Annotated in this window: 18 protein-coding genes; 15 read left to right on the top strand and 3 right to left on the bottom strand. The window is 55.4% G+C overall.

Going from position 1 to position 23,914, the window contains the following annotated elements:
• Nucleotides 1–49 precede the first annotated feature (49 nt).
• Together C2E15_RS13590 and C2E15_RS13585 are read right to left on the bottom strand one after the other, a co-directional pair.
• The gene (locus C2E15_RS13590; protein ID WP_104957845.1) at nt 50–3,385 is read right to left on the bottom strand and encodes a diguanylate cyclase; all 3,336 of its coding nucleotides are present in this window, start codon (nt 3,383–3,385) and stop codon (nt 50–52) included.
• 111 nt (nt 3,386–3,496) lie between these two features.
• The gene (locus tag C2E15_RS13585) at nt 3,497–4,138 is read right to left on the bottom strand and encodes a phosphatase PAP2 family protein (protein ID WP_104957844.1); all 642 of its coding nucleotides are present in this window, start codon (nt 4,136–4,138) and stop codon (nt 3,497–3,499) included.
• A gap of 326 nt (nt 4,139–4,464) precedes the next feature.
• Between C2E15_RS13585 and udk the strand changes: the two genes are divergently transcribed.
• Genes udk through asmA form a run of 3 tightly spaced genes read left to right on the top strand, consistent with a single transcriptional unit; the run spans nt 4,465 to nt 7,566 of the window.
• A complete protein-coding gene (udk, locus tag C2E15_RS13580; protein WP_038629943.1) occupies nt 4,465–5,106 on the top strand; it encodes a uridine kinase in 642 nt (213 codons plus the stop codon).
• Nucleotides 5,107–5,140: 34 nt separating this feature from the next.
• The gene (dcd, locus tag C2E15_RS13575) at nt 5,141–5,722 is read left to right on the top strand and encodes a dCTP deaminase (protein WP_038625271.1); all 582 of its coding nucleotides are present in this window, start codon (nt 5,141–5,143) and stop codon (nt 5,720–5,722) included.
• Nucleotides 5,723–5,742: 20 nt separating this feature from the next.
• Nucleotides 5,743–7,566 (top strand): outer membrane assembly protein AsmA, encoded by a 1,824-nt coding sequence (gene asmA, locus C2E15_RS13570; RefSeq protein WP_104957843.1) that lies wholly within the window; start codon nt 5,743–5,745, stop codon nt 7,564–7,566.
• Nucleotides 7,567–7,796: 230 nt separating this feature from the next.
• On the opposite strand, the gene C2E15_RS13565 is transcribed toward asmA, so the two are convergent.
• Nucleotides 7,797–9,374, bottom strand: coding sequence for a TerC family protein (locus C2E15_RS13565; protein WP_104957842.1), 1,578 nt, complete (start codon nt 9,372–9,374; stop codon nt 7,797–7,799).
• 970 nt (nt 9,375–10,344) lie between these two features.
• On the opposite strand from C2E15_RS13565, the gene C2E15_RS13560 reads away from it, so the two are divergent.
• From C2E15_RS13560 to C2E15_RS13505, 12 genes are all read left to right on the top strand, one after another.
• On the top strand, nt 10,345–11,475 hold the full coding sequence (locus C2E15_RS13560) for a polysaccharide export protein (protein ID WP_104957841.1): 1,131 nt from the start codon (nt 10,345–10,347) through the stop codon (nt 11,473–11,475).
• Between the two features lie 5 nt (nt 11,476–11,480).
• Nucleotides 11,481–11,915: an arsenate reductase/protein-tyrosine-phosphatase family protein gene (locus C2E15_RS13555; RefSeq protein ID WP_104959181.1), complete on the top strand. Its 435-nt coding sequence runs from the start codon at nt 11,481–11,483 to the stop codon at nt 11,913–11,915.
• A gap of 12 nt (nt 11,916–11,927) precedes the next feature.
• Nucleotides 11,928–14,105, top strand: coding sequence for a tyrosine-protein kinase Wzc (gene wzc / locus C2E15_RS13550; RefSeq protein ID WP_104957840.1), 2,178 nt, complete (start codon nt 11,928–11,930; stop codon nt 14,103–14,105).
• A 71-nt stretch (nt 14,106–14,176) separates the two neighbouring features.
• On the top strand, nt 14,177–15,082 hold the full coding sequence (locus tag C2E15_RS13545) for a glycosyltransferase family 2 protein (protein ID WP_104957839.1): 906 nt from the start codon (nt 14,177–14,179) through the stop codon (nt 15,080–15,082).
• Between the two features lie 33 nt (nt 15,083–15,115).
• Nucleotides 15,116–16,210: a hypothetical protein gene (locus C2E15_RS13540; protein ID WP_128603606.1), complete on the top strand. Its 1,095-nt coding sequence runs from the start codon at nt 15,116–15,118 to the stop codon at nt 16,208–16,210.
• A complete protein-coding gene (locus C2E15_RS13535; protein WP_104957837.1) occupies nt 16,211–17,293 on the top strand; it encodes a glycosyltransferase in 1,083 nt (360 codons plus the stop codon). It begins immediately after the preceding gene.
• 73 nt (nt 17,294–17,366) lie between these two features.
• Nucleotides 17,367–18,770 carry an undecaprenyl-phosphate glucose phosphotransferase gene (gene wcaJ / locus C2E15_RS13530; protein WP_104957836.1) on the top strand — a complete coding sequence of 468 codons (1,404 nt, stop codon included), beginning with the start codon at nt 17,367–17,369 and terminating at the stop codon, nt 18,768–18,770.
• Nucleotides 18,771–18,978: 208 nt separating this feature from the next.
• Nucleotides 18,979–19,671, top strand: a complete 693-nt coding sequence (locus C2E15_RS13525; protein WP_146108552.1) for a hypothetical protein — start codon at nt 18,979–18,981, stop codon at nt 19,669–19,671.
• Entirely contained in the window at nt 19,596–20,219 is a 624-nt protein-coding gene (locus C2E15_RS13520) for a glycosyltransferase (RefSeq protein WP_104957834.1), read from the top strand. Before C2E15_RS13525 ends, C2E15_RS13520 begins: the two co-directional genes overlap by 76 nt.
• A 49-nt stretch (nt 20,220–20,268) precedes the next feature.
• Complete coding sequence (locus C2E15_RS13515; RefSeq protein ID WP_104957833.1) at nt 20,269–21,273, top strand: glycosyltransferase family 2 protein; 1,005 nt, start codon at nt 20,269–20,271, stop codon at nt 21,271–21,273.
• Between the two features lie 94 nt (nt 21,274–21,367).
• Nucleotides 21,368–22,390, top strand: coding sequence for a polysaccharide pyruvyl transferase family protein (locus C2E15_RS13510; RefSeq protein ID WP_104957832.1), 1,023 nt, complete (start codon nt 21,368–21,370; stop codon nt 22,388–22,390).
• 32 nt (nt 22,391–22,422) lie between these two features.
• On the top strand, nt 22,423–23,901 hold the full coding sequence (locus C2E15_RS13505) for a lipopolysaccharide biosynthesis protein (RefSeq protein WP_245912273.1): 1,479 nt from the start codon (nt 22,423–22,425) through the stop codon (nt 23,899–23,901).
• Nucleotides 23,902–23,914 lie beyond the last annotated feature (13 nt).

The raw sequence follows: 23,914 nt of genomic DNA, 5'->3' as shown, positions 1-23,914 counted from the left end.
GAGCCGATCGGCACTGGCAAATGTTTCGCGTGTGATTGTGCGGCCGGGACTATTTAATGGCGAAAAAGCTGTTCTCCAGCAGCGCGCCCAGCGGCTCACCGCCGTTGACCGCCGTGCCCCAGACAGCCTCGATGCCGATGCTCGCCAGCGCCGTCAGCGCGATCGGCAGCTCCACCGGCCCGGCGACGGTAGCGATATTCAGCCGCTGCGCCTGGCCATGAATAATTGAAACCAGCATTTCATCCATCAGGCTGAAATGCACATTGGCGATCAGATCGGGCGCCAGCTGCAGAAAATCGATATCCGCCTGCGGCAGATGATCGAACGCCTCCAGATTGCGGCCGAAATGGCGCAGCAGTATGCGGCAGCCCAGCTGCCGCAGCTGCCGCAGCGCCGGATGCAGCGCGTCGACATGATTGAGCAGCGCGCTGGCTTCGAGGCTGATAGTCACCAGCTCGCCGCGCAGCGGCCCGGCGGCGAGCTGCTCAAGCAGCTGGTTTAGCGTGCGCGGATTAAGCAGCCCTTCGCCTGACAGCGGCAGCACGACATTCAGCGCCTTATGGGAGACGCCCGAGGCGTGGCGACTGAAAAAACTGTCGAGCAGGGCGCGGTCGAGCCGCTCGCATAGCGTCTCATCACTCAGACTGGCGCGGAACGCTTCAACATCAATCTCATGTCCCTGACTGTCGGTGAGGCGCGGCTGCAGCAGATGGAAGTTCGCCGACTGTGGCGTATGCGGCGCGGAGACCGCCCAGGCCTGCCAGCGCATTGGCTGCTCGATCAGTTTGACCATATCGTCATGCGAGAGCGCAAAATCCTGCCGCTGCTGCAGGCGCGTTTCATATACCGACAGCTGTCCGCGGCCGTTGTGCTTGGCGTTGTAGCAGGCGAGATCCGCCTGCGCCAGCACCTCGCTGCTCTGGCAATTATGGGCGCTGATTAGCGTCAGGCCGGCGCTGGCGCCGATACGATGCAGCTTACCTTCCCACAGGAAACGGTGGTCGTTGATGGCGGTGACGATGCGCTGCACCACTTTGCGCGCGTCATCGATGCCGCAGTCGGGCAGCAGCAGGCCGAATTCGTCACCGCCGAGGCGCGCCAGGAAATCGTTGCCGCGCAGCAGGTGGCCCATCATTTCCGCCAGCTCGCGCAGCAGCGCGTCGCCGGCAGCGTGGCCGGCGCTATCGTTCACCGCCTTGAAGCGATCGAGATCGATAAACGCCAGCACATGCTGCTGTTCCGCGGCGGCAAGCAGCAGCCGCTTCAGCTGATGCTCGAAGCTGGCGCGGTTAGGCAGCCGCGTCAGCATATCGTGCGAGGCGCTGTAGTGCAGACGTTTCAGCATTTCACGCGATTCGCTGACATCCTGAATCACCAGCACGCTGCCGATGCTTTCGCCCGTCAGGGTGGTCAGCGGCGTCAGGCTGTAGTGAATGGCAAACTGCTCGCCGTTGGCGTTATGCAGGATCAGGTCGCGGTCGAGATCGGTCACGGCCGCCGCCTGCGGCAGATTGCTGCGCAGAATGTTCTCCATTTCCGGCCCCTGCGCGCCATGAGTGATGCGCAGAATATCGCCGACGGGCTTGCCTTCCGCCTGCTCCTGCGTCCAGCCGCTCATCTGTTCCGCTATCGGGTTCATAAAGGTGACGCGCAGCTCTTCGTCGGTGCTGATCACCGCTTCGCCAATCGCGTCCAGCGTAATGTGCATACGCTCTTTTTCCTGATAGAGCGCTTCGGTCAGCATGCGCAGCTCGGTGACATCCTGATTGATGCCCAGCATACGGGCGATGGCACCCTCTTCATTAAGCAGGCTTTCCGCCTGGGTACGAATATAGCGGATGCCGTTGCGGGTAAGAATGCGGCAATCCATGGTAAAGGGTACGCTCTCTTCCAGTGCGCGCCGCACCGCTTCCTCCGCCATGGCGCGATCGTCGGGATGCAGCCGCGCGAGCCAGAATTCATAGGTGGGGCGATCGGTGGGCTCCAGCTCGTAGATGGCGAACATCCGCTTATCCCAGCTCATCACGTCATGGGTGACATCCCACTCCCAGACGCCGATGCCGCCCGCTTCGTTCGCCAGCGTGATGCGCTCCATCAGCCGTTGGTTTTCCGCCTCGCTCTGCTTGAGATCGCTGATATCTTCAATTTGTGAAATAAAGTAGAGCGGATGGCCATCCACGTCGCGCATCAGCGATACCGCCTGCAGCACCCAGACCGCTTCGCCATCCTGACGGATATAACGTTTTTCCAGCGTGTAGTAGTTTTGCTCGCCGCGCAGCAGGCTCTCCGCCTGCTGCAGGTCGGCGGCGAGATCGTCAGGCCAGGTGATCTGCTGCCAGCTCATCTGCTGCAGATGGTGCGGCGGATAGCCGAGCAGGCGGCACAGCGCCTGGTTTACCTGCAGCCATTTCCCCTGCGGCGTGACCAGCGCCATGCCGATGGCGGAATACTCCATGGCGTTGCGAAAACGCTGCTCGCTTTCGCTGATATGCTTTTTCTCCTCGCGAAACGAGAACATGACCAGCGTCATAATATGGCTGGGGATCAGCACCAGCAGAAAAGGGAGCCAGGGGGCGGTGATGATAAAAGCGGGGCTGGCGGCGCGTAGCTCAATCAGATTAAGCGCCAGCATCAGCGACATCAGCGAAACATTGGCGAAAAAGACGAAAAAGGCGTCGAGCCGCGGCAGGCGTACCGCCACCCAAAACAGAATGACAATGACAAAGGTAAAGGGCCAGGGCAAAAAGCGCAGCGCCAGGCAGCAGAGCAGCAGCGAAACGGCCAGCGTCGCCAGCGGCTCCAGCAGGGCCTGCTGCTGCGCCTGCTGACGCAGGTAGCCCGATTGCCACAGCAGGCAGACCGGCCCCAGCGCCAGCATGCCGATGATCTCCGACAGCACCCAGGTGGAGAAAAAGTGCAGGTCAGGCGCGCCGCCGATGATATGCAGCCACCAGGTCGCCATCAGCCCGCCCAGCAGCGGCATCAGCATGCCGGCCGCCACCACCATTTTGCACCAGCTTAGCAGCGAGCCGAGCGGCGCCTCGGCGCGCAGCAGCATACGCAGCAGCAGGCCGCCCAAAATACCCTGCAGCAGATTAATCAGCGAGAAGGCGAGCAGCCCCCAGCGAGGGCCGAACATCAGCAGGTTGGCACACAGCGTGCCGATAAGGCAGGCCGCCAGCCACAGCGCCAGTGAACGGTCGCGGCAACGGAAAACCGTCATCGTCATAATGGCGGTAGCGTACCAGATCGGCGAGATCGGGTTATCGAACGCCGACAGCTCCAGGCAAAACAGCGAGGCGAAAAAGCACAGCAGGCCCAGCAGCAGCGCAGGCCTGAGCGAAAAGGGAGCGTTTTGCGCGGGCGAAAAGGTATCGGTAGTCATCCACGAGTCCGGCTTGCCTGCCAGCGGAGGCTGGGCAGGCGTGATATCACTTTTGTGATGCTAGCACAGGGCGGCTAACCTGACCCATTGGCAACAGCAGAAATAGCGACGTTATTCAAACGATTGATAGCCGGGTTGGCGTTGATTCAGCAGGTCGGCTCGCGTCCAGGGCTTCTCCAGCCCGGCGATGTTAGCGGAAAGATGCTCAAGGAAGTTTTGCGTGGTGGCGATGCGCCCGTGTCCCATAATAATCAGCGGCAGCACCAGCGCCGCGCTAAGCTGCGGCAGGCTAAACCCTTTAAGCTGGGTATGACGCTGCGAAATCAGGAACAGCGTGCTGAGGGTAAAGCCCAGCAGCAGGCCGGTGGCGACTTCACTTTTGGAGTGCGCCAGCAGCACCAGGCGCGAAGCGCCGACCATCAGCGGCACCATATAGCCGAGCGTCACCGCGACGCCGCGCCAGAAGGCGGGCAGGCGGCCCGACAGCAGCCAGAGCAGCACCGGCCAGAGGGTGGCGGACATCGCGCTGTGGCCGCTAAAGCCGGTGAAGTTAAAGCGCGCGCTGCCGATGCCGAAGCCCATAAAGAGGATTTTCGACACGCTGACCACCAGGCCCGCCAGGCCGAAGGCCAGCACCCAGCACCAGAGGGTGTGACGTTTGTCGCTTTTCCACGGCAGGATCAGCGCGATAAGGATTGCTGTGGGGATCAGCAACATGCTGTCGCCAAAATAGGTGATCGTTCTCCAGGACATAGCCAACCTTTTTGTTTATGAATATGCCTTTCGCCGCCTGGCGGAAGGGGGCGTCGCTACGCTGCCACCAAAAAGTGAGAGGTCACGCACGCGCAGCAGTTTATCGGTGAAACGCGATAGCGCCAAAGGAGAAAGTCTGAAAAGCGCGCATTCCGAACGCGCCGCCGCCAGCGCGTACGCGCCGCGCCGCTTTTTTCTGGCATCGTATCAGCGATCTCCCTATAATTGCCGCCAGTTAACCCTCTCAATATCTGGCTGAACGCTCAGGATGATGTTTTCACATCGCCGAGGCCGACACGTCACACAGTAATCAGGTCTTTAATTTTATGACTGACAAGTCCCATCAATGCGTCATTGTAGGTATCGCAGGCGCATCCGCATCAGGAAAAAGTTTAATCGCCAGCACGCTCTATCGCGAAATCCGCGATCAGGTGGGCGATGAGCATATCGGCGTGATTCCTGAAGACAGTTACTACAAAGACCAAAGCCATCTCACTATGGAAGAGCGGGTTAAAACCAACTATGACCACCCGAGCGCCATGGATCACGATCTGCTGTTGCAGCATCTGCAGGCGTTAAAGTCGGGTCAGCATATCGAGCTGCCGGTATACAGCTACGTTGAGCATACCCGCACCCAGGAAACCATTCATCTGAAGCCGAAAAAGGTGATTATCCTTGAAGGCATTCTGCTGCTGACCGACGCGCGCCTGCGCGAAGAGATGAACTTCTCTATTTTTGTCGATACGCCGCTGGACATCTGCCTGATGCGCCGCATGAAGCGCGATGTCAACGAACGCGGCCGCTCCATGGATTCGGTGATGGCGCAGTATCAAAAAACCGTGCGTCCGATGTTCCTGCAGTTTATCGAGCCGTCAAAGCAGTATGCGGACATTATCGTGCCGCGCGGCGGCAAGAACCGCATTGCCATCGATATTCTGAAAGCGAAAATCAACCAGTTCTTTGAATAAGGCCGTCCGCGCTGACGCAGAGGAGTAACCAGCGATGAGATTATGCGATCGCGATATTGAAGCCTGGCTCGACAACGGCAAGCTGGCGATTACGCCGCGTCCACCGGTCGAGCGCATCAACGGCGCGACCGTTGATGTGCGGCTCGGCAATCAGTTTCGGACTTTCCGCGGGCATACCGCGGCTTTTATCGATCTGAGCGGCCCTAAACATGAGGTCAGCGCCGCGCTCGACCGGGTGATGAGCGATGAGATTGTGCTGCCGGAAGGGGAGGCGTTCTTCCTGCATCCGGGCGAGCTGGCGCTGGCGGTGACGCTGGAGTCGGTGACGCTGCCTGACGATCTGGTCGGCTGGCTCGACGGGCGCTCCTCGCTGGCGCGTCTGGGCCTGATGGTTCACGTGACCGCTCACCGTATCGATCCGGGCTGGCAGGGCCGAATCGTGCTGGAGTTCTATAATTCAGGGAAGCTGCCGCTGGCGCTGCGTCCGGGTATGCTGATCGGCGCGCTGAGCTTCGAGCCGCTTTCCGGCCCCGCCGCGCGTCCCTATAACCGCCGCGAAGACGCGAAATACAAAGGGCAGCAGGGCGCGGTCGCCAGTCGTATCGATAAAGATTAACTGCCTGAACAGGGGATGGGATGAGACGATTAATTACCACGCTGGCCATTTTATTCGTCGTTATTGTGGCCGGGATGACAGCGCTGGTATTGCTGGTTAACCCCAACGATTTTCGCAATTACATGGTGCAGCAGGTCGAGCAGCGCAGCGGCTATCAGCTGCGGCTCGAAGGCGACCTGCGCTGGCACGTCTGGCCGCAGCTCAGCATTCTGGCCGGGCGGATGTCGGTGACCGCGCCGGGCGCGCAGCAGCCGGTGGTAACGGCGGAAAATATGCGGCTTGACGTCCATCTCCTTCCTCTTCTTTCCCATCAGCTCAGCGTTAAACAGGTGATGCTGAAAAACGCCGTGGTGCGCCTGACGCCCGACAGCGCCGCGCAGCGGCCGGCCGACGCGCCGGTGGGGCCGTCTGACTCGGCGCCGCCGGAGCCGGTCAGGGGCTGGACCTTCGATATCGGCAGCCTTGAGGTGGCCGACAGCCTGCTTATCTGGCAGCAGCCGCAGGGCGAAGAGATCAACTTCCGCGACCTCAATCTCTCTCTTACGCAGGACAGCCGCCGCGAGGCGGCGATTACGCTTTCGACGCGCGTCAGCCGCGACCAGCGTGAGCTGCAGCTTTCGCTGAACGGCACCATGAACGTGGCGGACTACCCGCGCCGGGTCAACGGCACGGTGGACGATCTCAACTGGCAGCTGCATGGCCCCGGTCTGCCGCCGGCGGGCCTGCAGGGCAAAAGCAGTTTACAGGCGGAGTGGCTCGATGAAAGCCAGCGTTTCTCGCTGCAGAATATCGCGCTGACGCTGGGCGAAAGCCAGCTGAACGGCGCTATCAGCGGCAAGCTGGGCAACGCGCCGGTGCTGAATATCGATATGCGTTCGCCGCGCCTCGATCTGGATGCGCTGGCGGGGCTGAACGGCGACAGCGATGCGATGCCCGCGACCGCGCAGGCGACCGGCGGCGCGCGCGCGCCGGTCATCGCTGAGCCTGTCGGCGCGGACAACGCCCTGCTGAACACGCTGACGGGCAGCGTAAAGCTGCAGGCGGATGCGCTGCGCTGGCGCGGTCTGGATCTGCAGCAGGTCGCGCTGGACGCGGATAATCAGCGCGGCGACGTCACGCTGAATACTTTCTCTGGCCGCATCGGTGCGGGCGCGTTCTCGCTGCCCGGCACCCTCGATATGCGCCGCCAGCCGGCGCAGGTCGCGCTGAGGCCGGCGCTGCGCGATATCGCTCTCGCGCCGCTACTGAACGCCTTCGCGCTGCCGCCGTCGCTTGACGGCCAGCTGACGCTGAACGGCGTGCTGACCGGAACCGGACTGAGCGTAGAGGATTTCCATCGCCGCTGGCGCGGCGAAGCGGAGATGTCACTCGCCCCGGCGCGCATTATCGGCATGAACGTCCAGCAGCTGGTGCAGCATGCGGTGGCGCGTAATAGTGACCGCGTCAGCAGCGAAGAAGATAGCGGCAACAGCAACGAAACCCGCATCGATAAGCTGCAGGCGCAGGCAACGCTGCGTGACGGCCTGATCGCGCTGAAAGGGCTGCAAGGCGGCACGTCGCGCTTTACGCTGAGCGGGGCAGGGCAGTTGGATATGGCGCGTCGCCAGTGCGACATTACCTTCGGCGTGCAGGTGACCGGCGGCTGGAAAGGGGATAATGCCCTGATCGCCGCGCTGCAGCAGACGGCGGTGCCGCTGCGGCTGTATGGCGGCTGGGATAATCTGCAGTACAACCTGCAGGTGGATCAGCTGCTGCGTCAGCGGCTGGAGAGCGAAGCGAAATCACGCATTGATGAATGGAAGCAGCGCCATCCCGATGCCAGGCCGGAAAAAGCGCCTCGCTGAGCAACCCATTAGAAAAGGCGCCCGTCGGGCGCCTTTTTTATCGTCGCAAAGCGTTATCGGCAATGCCGCCTTTATCGGCAGAGGACTTTGCCAGAGCGGCGGTGTTTACCGGGGTCTCTACCCGGGCCGGCCTCTTGAGCGGGCAGCCGGCCCGGCTGATGTCCTTATCGGAGAGTCCCTTTAGCGGTAGCCCGTTGCGGCGAGAAGACGCTAAAAGGCAGGCATAGCGGTTATACTTCGTAATCCGGCTCCTGCTGGGCAAGCGGCACGATCTGCACGCGATGCACGCGATGGCTCTCCACCTCCAGGGTGCGGAACAGGTAATCGCCCACCTGCAGCTCTTCCCCCGGTTGCGGAATATGCTGCAGCCGATCCATCAACAGGCCGGCGATAGTGTGATAATCGCGCTTCTCATTCAGCGGCAGTTCGATATACATCACCAAATCATCCAACGGCATGTGGCCGTTCGCTATCCAGCTGCCGTCCTCTTTCTGCAGAATGTCGTAGCGTGCATCCAGCTCTTCACTCTCATTGGGCATATTGCCGGCGATGGTTTCCATCACGTCGCTCAGCGTCACCACGCCCTCCACCGAGCCGAACTCATCCACCACAAAAGCGAAGTGGGTGCGGGCGCTGCGGAACTGCTCCAGCGCCAGCAGCAGCGTCAGCTGTTCCGGGAACACCAGCGGCTGGCGCAGCAGGGCGCGCAGGTCGAGGGAGTGGGTATGCAGCGCCTGATGCAGCAGATCGATAACATGCACCACGCCCAGCGGTTCGCCGCCGTTCTCCGTCACCAGCATGCGCGTATGCTGATTGCGGTCCAGCTGCGCCATGATCTTTTCCGGGCTGTCGCTGAGATCGATATGCTCAATATCATGGCGCGAGGTCATGATGCTGCTGACGCTGCGCTGCGCCATCCCCATCACCCGCACGATCATCTGACGCTCCTGCTTGTTAAACACCGCGCCCTGTTCGCGCGCATCGGCAACCAGCGAGGCGGTTTCATGATCCAGATCCGCCTCGTTGTGTTCGCCGCGTAGCAGATGCAGCACCGCTTCCGCCGTCCGTTTGCGTAGCGGCATGCGGGCGGACAGAAAGCGGCGGCGATTAAACTGTGACAGCTGATTAAAGGATTCGATCAGGATCGAGAAGCCGATAGCCGCATAGAGATAGCCTTTCGGGATATGGAAGCCGAACCCTTCGGCGATCAGGCTGAAGCCGATCATCAACAGAAAGCTCAGGCAGAGGATGACGATAGTCGGGTGGCCGTTAACGAAGCGGGTCAGCGGCTTGCTGGCGAGGATCATCAGGAAAATGGCGATAACTACCGCCGCCATCATCACCAGCAGATGATCGACCATGCCGACGGCGGTGATCACCGCATCCAGCGAGAAAACCGCATCCAGTACCACGATCTGCGCTACCACCGGCCAGAAACGGGCGCCGTGCTTCTGCGGCTTATCATCCAGGTCGCCGCCCTCAAGCCGTTCGTTCAGCTCCATGGTGGCTTTAAACAACAGAAACACGCCGCCGACCAGCATAATCAGATCGCGGGCGCTAAAGCCGTGGCTGAACAGCGTAAAGAGCGGGCGCGTCAGGCCCGTGAGCCAGGAGATCGAGGTCAGCAGCAGCAGACGCATGATCAGCGCCAGCAGCAGGCCGGTTACTCTGGCGCGGTCGCGCTGCGCGGCAGGCAGTTTTTCCGCCAGAATGGCGATAAACACCAGATTATCGATGCCCAGCACCAGCTCCAGCACGATAAGCGTAACCAGCCCGGCCCAGATTGACGGATCGGCGATCCATTCCATACCCTTTTTTCACCCTTATTTGTTTATTTGTCGGAGATGATGATGGGAGCGGAATAATCAAAACGCAATGTTTTCTGAGATAAATCCTAAACAAATAACCCGCAAGCCTCATTCTACGGCCATTATGCGCAGGCGGCGGGGCGGGATTATTGGATTTTTAGCGGCGATGACGGGATGGGATTATTAACATTTGCTGGCGAAATAAACGACTTTTATTTCGCTCCTGTAATAAAAGGTATTATCAAGCCGGAATTATCTGGAAAAGAATGAAAGGTCTTACTGACTTAAGCGCATGAATTTGAAGGCTTATTTTTTATATTCTTTAGTCTTATTCTGAAAGTGCTATGGATCTGCTTACTCATGCTTGTCACAACCAGTCAATAGTATAAAAATCTAGCCATAACTTATGTGATCGAACCGAGATAATTCGTGCGGGTCTGCCATCGCGCGCAGATAACCGCGCAATAAGCTGCGGCGTTAAGAAAGATATAAAAGCCGTTCGACTCACACGCCTCAAATAGCCCTGTCTCTGATTAAACAGCATTGGTAGCTGAAAGCCAGGGGCGGTAGCGTGCTTAAACTCTGATGCGCTGGTCGAAATATATCCGTCAAGAGTAATTTATAATTTTCTGTCGTTTTAAGACTAATGCTAAATAAATACGACAGAATACAGGTTCTATTACAAGTCTGATTCGACGTAATTACCCGCCGCCTAAGGGCGGTTCCGCGTCGGCAGGCTGACCATCAACGATTGAACTGCGGGAAAGCGGGCCGCCTCTGTTTACACCGGGCGTTGCGACAGAACGGCTTCGCGGCAGAAACATTTAAGCATAAAACGAGGGGCAAACATCTCATGACGGAACAGCAATAGTTGAGGCAGATTGGTCGTGAATTGACGTTTATTCATGAGCATTTTTTTGCGGCGACACACCGCTTTAGACAATAAATCAGCAATAGCGATGATAATTCAATGATGAAATCGAAACTCAAGTTGGCTCCGTTACTGGTGTCAATCTCACTTATCAGTGGCTGTACTGTAGTCCCAGGGCAAAATGTTTCCACCAGCGGTAAAGATGTGATCAAGCAGCAGGACGCTGACTATGACATCAATAAAATGGTTAATGTTTATCCGCTGACCCCTATGCTGGTTGAGCAGCTGCGCCGTAAGCCGGTTGTTGCGCAGCCGAACCCGCTGCTCGATCAGGAGCTGGCGAACTATGAATACCGCATCGGCGTCGGCGACGTATTAAGCGTCACCGTCTGGGATCACCCGGAGCTGACGACGCCGGCCGGCCAGTACCGCAGCGCCAGCGACACCGGTAACTGGGTGCATTCCGACGGCACCATTTATTACCCTTATATCGGCCGGGTGAAAGTGGTGGGCAAAACGATTCAGCAGGTGCGCAGCGAAATCCAGAATCGTCTGGCCAGCTATATCGAAAGCCCGCAGGTTGACGTCAATATCGCCGCATTCCGCTCACAGAAAGTCTATGTGACCGGCGAAGTCGCCACCTCCGGCAAACAGGCGGTCACCAACATCCCGTTAACCGTACTGGACGCAGTGAACGCCGCGGGCGGTCTGGCGGCGGAAGCGGACTGGCGCAACGTGATTTTGACGCATAACGGCCGCGAACAGCGTATCTCGCTGCAGGCGCTGATGCAGAACGGCGACCTGACGCAGAACCGCCTGCTCTATTCCGGCGATATCCTCTACGTGCCGCGTAACGATGATCTGAAAGTCTTTGTGATGGGTGAAGTGACGCGTCAGCAAACCCTGAAAATGGATCGCAGCGGCATGACCCTGACGGAAGCGTTGGGCAATGCGCAGGGCCTGAATCAGGAAGTGTCTAACGCGACCGGCGTATTCGTCATCCGTCCGAACCGTCAGCAGGGCGGCAAAATCGCCAACGTTTATCAGCTGAACACTGCTGATGCGACCGCGATGGTGCTGGGCACCGAATTCCAGCTGGAGCCGTATGACATCGTTTACGTCACCGCGACCCCGCTGACCCGCTGGAACCGTGTCATCAACCAGCTGCTGCCGACCGTCAACAGCGTGCGTTACAGCATCAACTCGGCGCATGACATCAAAAACTGGTGATGAGTATGTTTAATTCCATTCTCATCGTGTGTGTCGGCAATATCTGCCGTTCGCCAACCGGCGAACGGCTACTGAAACACTATTGCCCGACGCTACAGGTCTCATCAGCGGGCTTAGGGGCGCTGGTGGATTACCCCGCTGATGAGAGCGCCATCAAGGTAGCAGCACAGCATGGCCTTTCGCTGGAGGGGCACCGCGCGCGGAAGCTCACTTCAGCGATGTGCAGAGAACACGATCTGATCCTGGTGATGGAAAAACAGCATATCAATGAGATCGGCAAGATCGCGCCGGAAGTACGCGGCAAGACGATGCTGTTCGGTCATTGGTGCAATGGCCGTGAAATCCCGGATCCCTATCGTAAAAGCACAGAGGCTTTTGAATCTGTTTACCTTTTACTGGACGACGCCGCTCAGAAATGGGCCCACGCATTAAATCGATAATCAGGCATAATAATGGTCAATAAAAAATCGGATAGCTCGCAGAAAATTGCAGATGCCAAAGATGAAATCGATGTAGCCCGTTTATACGGTTCAATTATCGATCATCGCTGGCTTATTATTGGCGTAACCGCGCTGTTCGCCGTTATCGGCGTTATCTACTCCATTCTGGCGACGCCGGTCTACCGCGCCGACTCGTTAGTACAGGTAGAGCAGAATCAGGGCAGCCTGGTGCTGAGCCAGATCTCCAGCCTGGTGCCGGACAGCAAACCCGCTTCCGACGCCGAAATCGGCCTGATCATGTCCAGGATGGTACTGGGCAAAACCATTGAAGATCTCAACCTGCAAACGACCGTCACGCCGAAATATGTGCCGGTAGTGGGCGCAGGCTGGGCGCGTCTGATGGGGCAGGAGCCGAAAAAAATCGCCGTTTCTCGTCTGGAACTGCCGCCGGAGCTGATCGGCCAGAAGCTGGAACTGGAAATTGGCGCTAACAACACCTTTACTCTCTCCGGCGATGACGGCGAGCTGGTAAAAGGCAAAGTAGGGCAGTACGCCGCGCAGGGCAAAGTGAAGATTCTGGTCTCCGATACCGACGCGGGCCCGGGCGATACCTTTATCGTGCAGAAGAATGGCTACCTGCCGACCTACAACGATCTGGTTGGCCGTCTGAGCGTGGTCGATCAGGGTAAAGACACCGGCGTGCTGGCGTTAACCCTGAACGGTACCGATCCGCAGCTGACGCAGGAAACGCTGCGCACGATTACGCAGAACTATCTGCTGCAGAACGTCGAGCGTAAATCCGCGGAAGCGCAGAAAAGCCTCGACTTCATCAGCCGCCAGCTGCCGGAAGTGCGTCAGAAGCTGGACGACGCCGAGAACAAGCTGAACGCCTTCCGTCAGCAGAATGACTCGGTCGACCTGTCGCTGGAAGCGAAGTCGATGCTGGATACCATGGTCAACGTGGACAACCAGCTGAACGAACTGACCTTCCGTGAAGCGGAAATCTCCAAGCTCTACACCAAAGAACACCCGGCTTACCGCACGCTGCTGGAAAAACGCCAGACGCTGCGCAACGAGAAGAAAGCGCTGGAAGGCAAAGTCTCCGCGCTGCCGAAAACGCAGCAGGAGATCATTCGCCTCACGCGTGACGTTGACGCCGGCCAGGCGGTGTTCATGCAGCTGCTGAACAAACAGCAGGAGCTGAGCATTAATAAGGCCAGCACCGTCGGTAACGTACGTATCGTCGACCCGGCGCTGGTATTGAACAAGCCGATCGCACCGCGCTCTGCCATTATCATCGCCGTTTCTCTGGTGCTGGGCCTGCTGGTTTCCACCATCTACGTGCTGATGAAAACCATTCTGATCCGCGGCATCGAAAGTCCGGAGCAGCTGGAAAACAGCGGTATCAACGTTTACGCCAGCATCCCGATTTCCGAGTGGCAGCAGCAGCGCGACCGTAAGCTGACTGCGCTGAGCAAAGAGAAAGGCAAGAAAGCGCTGCGCGGCGGCGAGCTGCTGGCGCTGGCCAACCCGGCCGACCTGGCGATCGAAGCGGTACGCAGCCTGCGCACCACCATGCACTTCGCCATGCTCGATGCGCGTAACAACATCATCATGATTTCCGGCACCAGCCCTGATATCGGCAAAACCTTTATCAGCACCAACCTGGCGGCGGTCGTGGCGCAGTCGGGACAGCGCGTGCTGTTTATCGACGGCGATATGCGCAAGGGTTATTCCCATGAGCTGTTTAACGGCGACAACCGTCACGGCCTTTCTGACCTGCTGTCGAATCAGGCGACGCTGGAACAAGCGATCCGTCCGACCAACGTCAGCGGACTGGACTTTATCTCGCGCGGTCAGCTGCCGCCGAACCCGTCTGAGCTGCTGATGAGCCAGAAGTTCATCGACCTGATGGCTACCGTGCAGAAGCAGTACGATATCGTCATCGTTGATACGCCGCCGATTCTGGCCGTGACCGACGCCGCGATTATCGGTATGCAGGCCGGCACCAGCATGGTGGTGGCAGGCTTCGAGAAATCGACGGTGAAAGAAGTTGAGGTCAGCGTACGTCGCTTCGAGCAAAACGGCATCGAAATCAAAGGCGCCATTCTGAACCTTGTGGCGAAGAAAGCTGCGAGCTATTACGGCTACGGTTATTACCACTACAGCTACGAATCCACTAAGCCATAAAACGACAGTGCCAGCCGTTCGCGGCTGGCCTTTTTAAGGTTTTTAAAACGAATCCCATTGAGACTGATGTTATGACTGAGTCTACGCCTTTAATCAGCGTCGTTATTCCTACCTTTAATCGTGCCGACATCATTTTAAAAACCCTAAACAGCGTTTTGAACCAGACTTATCGTCACATTGAAGTGTTTGTGGTGGATGACGCCTCGACGGACGATACCGCCGCAGTGATGGCGGGCGTGCAGGATGAAAGGGTGACGTTTGTGCAGCTGGAGCAGAACAGCGGCGGCACGCGCCCGCGCAATGAAGGCATCGAACGCAGCCGCGGCGACTTTATCGCGCTGCTTGACTCCGATGATGAATGGGTGCCGGAAAAGTTAGAGAAGCAGCTCGCCTTTCTGCGCCAGCAGCCCGGCAAAAATCGCGTCTGCATGACAGCGAAATACAACAAGCGTCCGGAAGGGCTGCACCTGCGCCGCAACAAGCCGCTGAACAAATACAGTTCGATCATGGAGTTCCTGCTGCTGGGTAACGATTTCCAGACCAGCACGCTGCTGCTGGACGCCGATATCGCCAAACGGGCGAAATTCGACAGCGCGCTGCGCAAGCATCAGGACTGGGATTTCGCCCTGCGTCTGCAGGAGCGCGGCGCCAGCTTCTACTATCTTGATGAGCCGCTGACCATCTATGACGATTCCGACTCCACGGCGCGCATCTCCTCGGACGGCAAACGCGATAAATCGCTGATCTGGCTGGAGAGCATCAAAAAGCGCGTGCCGAGCTACATCTGGTTCGGCTTTTACGCAAAGATCATTGCCGATAGCTACCTGCTGTCGAATGAAAAAGGCAAGGGCATTGCCATCTACCTGAAGCTTCTGTTTTCCGGAAAAATTAAATTCAGCCATTTTATGGCGATGATGAATGAACGAGTGAAAAAGTTAGCCACTATTACCGCGAAACGCTTTGTTCCGGGGAAGTGATTTAAAACAGCAATCAGACCGGCGAATAAAATAATGAAATTCATATCACTGAAGATAGGTATAAGAAAGAATCGCTATCTCTATTTTGATCCGCACATGACCTTTATGCTGTTTCTGTTCATGATGCTGATGATGTTAGCCGTGGCGTTGGTAAAAGAGTCGGTAATGAAGCCGTACTTCTTCTCCGACCAAATCACCATATTCAGCTTTATGAAGCTGACATACAGTTTCGGCCCGGGGAACTCTTACGGCAGCACCGCTTATTTCTATAAGCTGTTGGGATTTGAACAAAGCTCTATCGTATTTGCCTTAATCTCCGCCGTGATTATTATCAGCACCTTTGTCTTTATCTTTATCCGGGTGCGCGGCGCCTCGATGAACGTGTTTGATATCGGCGTATTTCTTTTCTTCTGCTTCTCGTCAATGATTAACCTGACCTGGCAGAGTAAAGACTTTATCGTTTTTTTGATAATGATGCCGCTGCTGCTAACGTTCTTAAACCGCACCGCCGGGCTGTTGATATGGACCTGCTTTGCCATATTTTACGCCTACTACTTCAGGACATACTGGTTTTTGTTCCTGCTGGAGTTCTACGGCCTGCTGTTAATGTCGCGCTATGTGCATAAAGGTAAGTGGATATTTATTCTCTGCCTGCTGTCGCTGCTGGTGCTGGCGTTTGGTTTCCAGTTCGGCTTGGGCATTGATGTCGATAATTTCCGTAACGAAGTGAACGAACACCGTCTGGATGATACCGGCGACGGCAGTAACACCCTGATTCGTCCGTGGTTCCCGGCAGGCAACCCGCTGTTCGGCTGGCTGAACGTCAGCCTGACGTGGATAACGTTCTTTTTCCCGTTCCCGCTGATATTAATGCTGTCGCCTTATTATGTCGTTATTTCGACCTTTATTATTTTGATGTTCAGAAGAATATGGCAGACGCTGCATGCGGCGCTACAGGACAGGACCTACCCGTTGGTGGTGTTATTTTCATTAATTATTATTTCTTATACGGTTATTCAGAGCCTGTTTGAGCCTGACTATGGCAGCTATTTACGGCACCTGTCGCCATTTTATCCGTTAATGTTTTATGTCTATTTAAGTCTTGGAAAATTTAAAAAGGAAGAGTAAATGAAAATCCTCCATGCTGCTGAGACAATAAAAGGTGGCGTTGCCACCGTTTTAAAGCAACTCGTCGCGGCACAACAGGATGATAAAGGCGCCTATCAAATCCAGTGCCTGATCCCGGCGGATCAGGCCGGGGAGCTGGATACGGCGCACGAAGAGAACGTGGTGAAATGGGAGCGTAAAGGGCGATCCGTCGGCGCGCTGCTCTCTTTCACCGTCGCGTTCTGCCGCACGGTAATGAAATTCAAGCCCGATGTGGTGCATCTTCACAGCTCGTTTGCCGGGGTGATCGGACGCGCCTGTTTGCTGCTGCTGTGGCCGTTTGTCCGGCCTAAAGTGGTCTATTGTCCGCATGCCTTCAGCTTCTTAATGCAGACCAGTAGCGGCAAGAAAAAAATCTATTCGTTGATTGAAAAAGCCCTGCTGCCGATGACCGACGCGATCATCTGCGTCAGCCAGTACGAGGCGGATCAGGCAAAGGCGCACGGCATCAGCGCCGACAAGCTGTTTGTCATTCATAACGGCGTCGCCGAGCGCCATATCGTCAGGGCCGATCGTCGTGACGATCCGCGCATTAACGTGCTGTTCGTCGGGCGCTTCGATTACCAGAAGGGCTATGACGTGCTGCTGGAGGCGATGAAGCGTAACCAGAACCCGAACCTGCATCTGACACTGATCGGCGACAGCGTGCATAGCGCCGAGCAGATCGAAAAGCTGCCGGGTGCCGAGTACACCGGCTGGCTGAAGGCCAGCCAGATGGAGCCGTACTTTATCGAAGCGGACGTGCTGGTGATCCCGAGCCGTTGGGAAGGCTTCGCCATGGTGCCGCTGGAGGCGATGAGCTACTCGCTGCCGATTATCGCCAGCGACGCTACCTCGCTGCCGGAAGTCGTCATAAATAACGAAACGGGCTATCTGTTTAAAAACGGCGACGCCAATTCCTTACTCTCTGTGTTTAATCGCTTGGATAAATCTGATTTAAGTGAAATGGGGCGTAAAGGGAATCAATTGTACATAGAGAACTTTACTTCTCAGGCTATGATAGCCAAAACGCATGGTTTATATGCCGACATAATCAAACGTTGAACACTAAATTAACTATAGCGAGGTCTAAGACATGTCTTCAATCATGCATGAATTAGGCAGGGAAGATAATAAAATGATAACGGCTAATGGATTTCGCACACGTACCAACGCGTCGATTATTTCCATCATACAGCGTTTTTCTGACATTTTTGTTATGTTTATGGGGCTGTATATTTTAGCCCGCATTGAATCCCAGTCTTTTTCTTCTTCCTGGTGGTTGCTTTCGCTGACGGCGCTGGCGCTATTCCAGATGATTGGCGGTATCACGGACTTTTACCGTTCGTGGCGCGGCGTCAGTTTCGCCAGCGAGCTGCATCTGATTTTGCAAAACTGGGCGTTGAGTATTTTGATCACGGCTGGCGTGATGTCGCTGATCAGCGAACTGGATCTGAACTTCAAAGCTTACCTGCTGTGGTTCGGCATTGTCGCCGTCGGGTTTATCGCCTGTCGTTCGGCCATCCGCTTCTTTGCCCGCATTATCCGTAAGCTGGGCTATAACACGCGCAACGTCGCTATCGTCGGCAACATGCCGATTGGCGTCTCACTTGCTAATAGTTTCATTAACGCTCCCTGGATGGGATTAAACGTTGTCGGGCACTATTCTGACGTTGCTAATGAATCTGGTGGTAATGCGGGTAGCATCAATTATTGCGGCAATCTCGATCAGCTGCTGGTCGATGCCCGCGAAGGGAAGCTGGATAAGATCTATATCGCTATGGCGATGTCGGAAGAAGTCGCTATCCGCGATCTGGTGGGCAAGCTCTCCGATACCACCTGCTCGGTAATGCTGATCCCGGATATCTTCACCTTCAATATCCTGCAGTCGCGCACCGAAGAGATTAACGGCGTGCCGGTCGTGCCGCTGTTTGAAACGCCGATGAACGGTATCAATATGGTGCTGAAGCGCGTTGAAGATATCGTTGTCTCCTCCTGCATTCTGCTGTTCATCTCGCCGGCGCTGTTGACCATCGCCGCGCTGGTGAAATTCACCTCGCCAGGCCCGGTGATTTTCCGCCAGGTGCGCTACGGGATGGACGGCAAGCCGATTAAGGTATGGAAGTTCCGCTCAATGTCGGTGATGGAGAACGGCGATACCGTAACCCAGGCGACCAAAGGGGATGCGCGCATTACGCCGATCGGCCGTATTCTGCGCTCCACCTCGCTGGACGAGCTGCCGCAGTTTATCAACGTGCTAAAAGGCGATATGTCGATTGTCGGACCGCGCCCGCATGCCGTTGCGCATAACGAGCAGTACCGTTCGATCATCCAGGGCTACATGCTGCGTCATAAAGTGAAGCCAGGCATTACCGGCTGGGCGCAAATCAACGGCTGGCGCGGTGAAACCGATACGCTGGAGAAAATGGAAAAGCGTATCGAGTTTGACCTGCAATATATCCGCGACTGGAGCATTATGCTGGACCTGAGAATTATTTTCCTGACCATTTTTAAAGGGTTTATCAGTAAAACCGCGTACTGATTTTTAAACGATAATGACAGGGCTGTCTGACATATTTTATTTAGCAGGACAATGGTTGATCTGGCGTAGCGTTGTGTAACGTGCGGCTGTGTTGTCCTGCTTTTCCATTTTTAAATGGACGATTTCTTTTACTGTATTTTCTGAGGAGAGACCCTGGTCAGGGCTATCAGCGTTTCTTCTTTTAAGTAAATAGGAATCAAGAACAGAGGTGGCAATGAAAGTCTCTTTTTTTGTTTATAATTTTCCGGTTCCTTCAGAAACGTTTGTCATAAATCAAATAATTTATTTTGTTGAAAGAGGGTTTGATGTAGAAATCATTTCGGTCCTGCCAGGACAGATGATTGATGAGTTCGCCGCGAAAGATGAGCATGGATTGCTGCAAAAAACGCGTTATTTGCTGCCAGCAGAAGAAAATAAAAACAGCGCACGCGCCATCAGCCGCTTCAAAACCATCCTGAAAGGGCTGGCGCGAGGAAAGCTCCGCACGCTGCCGGCCTTAAATTTCAAAAAATATGGCTACAGCGCCAAAAACCTCTCTCTGCCTGCGATTGTCGCCGCGAATAAAAAGACCTATGAAGCGGATCTCTTCATCGCGCACTTCGGCCCGGCCGGAGTGTTGGCCAACAAGCTGCGCAAGCTGGGCGTGCTGAAAGGAGAGCTTGCGACCATCTTTCATGGTTACGATATCTCTACCCACCGGATTCTGCGTACCTATAGCGAAGATTACAAAGAGCTGTTTCGCGACAGTAAATTTATCTTGCCTATCAGTAAGCTGTGGGCGGAAAAGATCCACGCGCTGGGGGTGATCCCGCCCGCACGCACATTATGCGCGTCGGCATCGATACCGATAACTTTCATTTCCGTCCGGCAAAGCCGATCGGATCGCCTATTCAGCTGCTGACTATCGCGCGTCTGACCGACAAAAAAGGGATTTTCACCTCGCTGGAAGCCTGCCGCATATTGAAAGAGCGCGGCTATCACTTTATTTATAACGTGCTGGGCAACGGTCCGCAGCGCGACGAAGTCGAGGAAACCATTGCCCGCTACGGCCTGCAACAGAATGTTATTCTGCACGGTTTCCAGTCGCCGCAGGTGATAAATGACTTTCTGCAGAAATCGGACATTTTCATGCTGCCCTCCCAGACGGCGGAAGATGGCGACATGGAAGGCGTGCCGGTCGCGCTGATGGAAGCGATGGCGCGCGGCATACCGGTGATTTCTACCTGGCACAGCGGCATCCCTGAGCTGGTGGAAGATGGCCACAATGGTTGGTTAATTAAAGAAAAGGATGCCGCCGGACTGGCTGACGTGATCGCGAAAATCGTCGATGAAAAGCCCGATTTAACGCCAATGCTGCAGGCCGCGCGTCGTAAGGTTGAGCAGGAGTTTGATAAAAATAAATCTTACGACAGCCTGATCAGGTTAATCAGCGGTCAACTGCACGCCTGAGGGCGCATGCACGTTGATAACAGGTTAAGAGAGCTTTAGAGAGATCGTGATGTCTATGGAACGCTTAGTCAGCATACTGATTCCGGTATACAACTGCGAAAAGTTTATCGAAAAAACGCTGCTTTCGATTATCGAGCAGAGTTACAAAAATATTGAAATCGTCATTGTTGATGATTGCTCAACGGATAATACCCTGCAACGGGTCTACAACCTGCGGGATCGTTATCCGCAGGTGCGTTTCGTCATTCAAAAGAACCAGCCTAACCTTGGCGTTTCAGCGACCCGCAACCGTCTGGTCGACGCCGCCAGTGGTGACTATATCGCTTTCCTCGATTCTGATGATTATCTGGAAAGCAATATGATTGAGGCGTTGGTCACCACGCTGGAAAGCCAGCAGGTGGATGTCTCGCAGTGCCTCTACTTTTATGAAAGCGAAGACGGCGCGATGAAAAAGGTTACCAACCACTATGCGCCATCCGGCACCCTGACCGGCAAGCAGGCGTTAATCGCCATGCTCGAGGGCGATATACCGGGCTTTCTGTGGAACAAACTCTTTAAGCGCGAGCTGTTTGACGGCATCGCGTTTGATGAAAAGAAAATCATCTTTGAAGATTATGAAGTGCTGATACTGATCTTTAATAAGAATATTACTATGGCCTTCACTTCAGAGCCTCTCTACCATTACATCCAACGGCCACAATCGCTTACCAAGAAGTCATGGGATAAAGCAACCATGCGTCTGGATTACCTGCCGCTAACCGACCAGCTGACAGGCAGAGCATGGAGCAATAAGGAAGAGCGTAAAATTTTTCTGCGTCATAAATACTCGGTTATCGCGCGCGTGGCGTTTATGGCGGTTTCACGCGCCGTCAGTTTTTCCGCTGCCGTACAGGCAATCAAAAAATGCCGTTCGCATCTTTCATTCCGTGAGTTTTACTCTGTATCGCCTACGTTAAATAAAAAAATTAATATCCTTAATGTCATGCTGTTCACGTCACCCTATATGTTGGTTTTATTAGGTCGTATGGGTAAGCATATTCTGAAAAGAGGATAGCTTTATCCGCTGGCAAAAGGTTGATGATATCTGGCGATAAGGATGTAGTAGCCTTTTAACGTTTTTAAACTTGGTGATTATTTAGGAGAATAGAGTGAAAGTTCATTATTATAAAACAGCCGCAGGCAATTTCGGTGACGATTTAAATGAATGGCTGTGGCACGATTTATTACCAGGAGTGTTTGATGATAACGAAGAATGTCGCTTCGCCGGCATCGGTACGATTATCAGCTCCGCGCTGCCGCCCGCCAAGAAATGGATTGTTTTCAGCAGCGGTGTCGGTTATGGTGTGCCACCCGCTAACTTTGGCAACGAAAGCTGGAATATCCTCAGCGTGCGTGGCCCGCTGACGGCCCATGTCCTGGGCCTGCCGAAAGAAAAAGCTATTACCGACGGCGCCGCTCTGCTCAGCACGCTACCGGAATTCCCGCCTGTTCCCGAAGCCGAGCGTAAAGGCGTGATTTTTATCCCCCATCATGACGCGCTGAAAACCGGTCAATGGGAAGAAGCCTGCCGCCGCGCCGGGGTGGAGTACATTAGCCCGCAGGGCGACGCCAAAACGATTATCAACCGTATCCGTCATGCGAAACTGATTCTTGCGGATGCGATGCACGCGGCAATCATCGCCGACGCGATGCGTGTGCCGTGGGTGCCGCTGGTTAGCTCCAGTCAGATTAACACCTTTAAGTGGCTCGACTGGACGCAGACCATCAACCAGCATTATCAGCCACTGGTGCTGGGCAGCAGCTCATTCCGCGAATCGATGCGTAATAAAACCCTGGCGCTCTATGGGGAAAACTACCATCTGAAAAACGCCGACGTTGATTACGCCATTAAGGAATTTATCCGCGTACGTAAACAGAAGAGCACGCCGTGGTGGCCGCGCTACCTGAAATATACGCGCTACTTCTCGCATGAAGTGCCCGATCGTCTGTTTACCGGCGCGGAAACACGCTTCAACATGAAATGGAACGACCGCTATATCGATCAGGCGGCGGCGAAGCTGCGTCAGGCGGCTCAGCTGGGCGGTCAGCGCAGCGACGACAGCGTGTTTTACGAGAACGTGGAAAAACTACAGGAGCGGTTGCGCCAGGTTGAACTTATCGCCCGCGCGTAATGTTGAAATATTCCACTCGTCAGGACATCACAGTGAGAAAACAGTCAGATAAACCTACGCCTAAAGGCAGTATCGCTTCTGGGGCGGTTTGGTCGATACTCGATAACGTCGCTGCGCAGGGGATAACGTTCGTTATTTTTCTTGTGCTGGCGCGTTTACTCGATCCGCATCTTTACGGCATGCTCAGCGTTTCCATTTTGATCACGCAGCTGTTTAGAACGGTGATTTTCGAAAGTATCGCGACGTCGATCATACGTAAACATGAGCCGACTGACGAAGACTTCAATACGGCTTTTCTGAGCTGCTGTATTTTTGCCGTGCCGGCATTTCTTATTGTCTTCTTTTCCGCCAACATCCTTGAAAATATGATGCATATCCAGGGGCTTGGCGATGTGATCCGTGGAACCAGCGTGATAATCCTGGTCAGCGGGCTGAGCAAAGTGCATGAAGCCTGGCTGACGCATCGTCTACTGTTCCGCTCGCTGGCGATTCGTTCGATCACCTCTATCGGGCTGGGCGGTATCGTAGGGGTTTATCTCGCCTGGAAAGGAATGGGCATCACCAGCCTGGTAATGCAGCAGGTGGTGACCTCGGTCGTGGCCACCATCACCCTGTGGCTGGCGACGCCGTGGAAGCCGCGCCTGCGTTTTTCCATGGCGTCATTTAAAGAGTCGATGCGCTTTTCGCGCCATGTCGCGCTGAGCGGCATGACTAACTTCGCTAACCAGAACAGTGATATTTTCTTTATCACCTATTATCTGGGCAGCGCGGCGGCAGGGGTGTACTCGGCGGGCAAACGTATCGTCAACACGCTGAATACCGTTATGGCGACGGCATTGATGCGCGTTTCGCTGCCGGCTTTCTCCCGCGTGAAAAACCAGTTGGATGAGTTCAAGTCGCACTATCTGAATGCCACCTTCTTTACCATCCTGCTGACGGCGCCCGCCTTTATCGGCCTGTGCTACCTGTCGCACGATGTCACCTGGCTGCTGCTGGGGCAGAAGTGGATGGAGTCGGTGCCGGTTATGCAGATTGTCAGCGCGACCGGGTTTATCGTCTCTATCGGCTATTACAACCATACCGTTATGTTTGCCCGCGATCGCCCGGACTGGCAGTCGCGTCTGACGCTGCTCTATGCGGTCACCAACATCACCGTGTTCTTTATTTTTGTCCGCTACGGACTGGTGGCGATGGCGCTCTCCTATTCGCTGCGTACTTTGCTGCTTTATCCGGTATCGGCCTGGTGTGCGCTGACGTTGCTTAATGTGACCTGGAAAGAGTATCTGGCGCAGATAGCCAGCCCTATTATAGGCTCGCTGGTGATGTGTCTGGGACTGTTTGCCATGGACAGCGCACTGGGACTGAAAACCGGATGGGAAAAGTTGCTGCTGGATATCGCAGCTGGCGCGGTTATCTATGGCCTCTATGTGCTTATCTTCATCCCGCGGCATAAGCTGGCGATATTTTCTAACGCCGTCGCGATGGTGAGAAACCGCAAGAAACCTGCCTGAATAAAAAAAGCCT

The organism is Mixta gaviniae, from assembly GCF_002953195.1.
GTDB classification, from domain to species: Bacteria; Pseudomonadota; Gammaproteobacteria; order Enterobacterales; family Enterobacteriaceae; genus Mixta; species Mixta gaviniae.
Note: the sequence above shows the minus strand (reverse complement) of the source record. Positions and strands in the feature narration are given on the sequence as shown.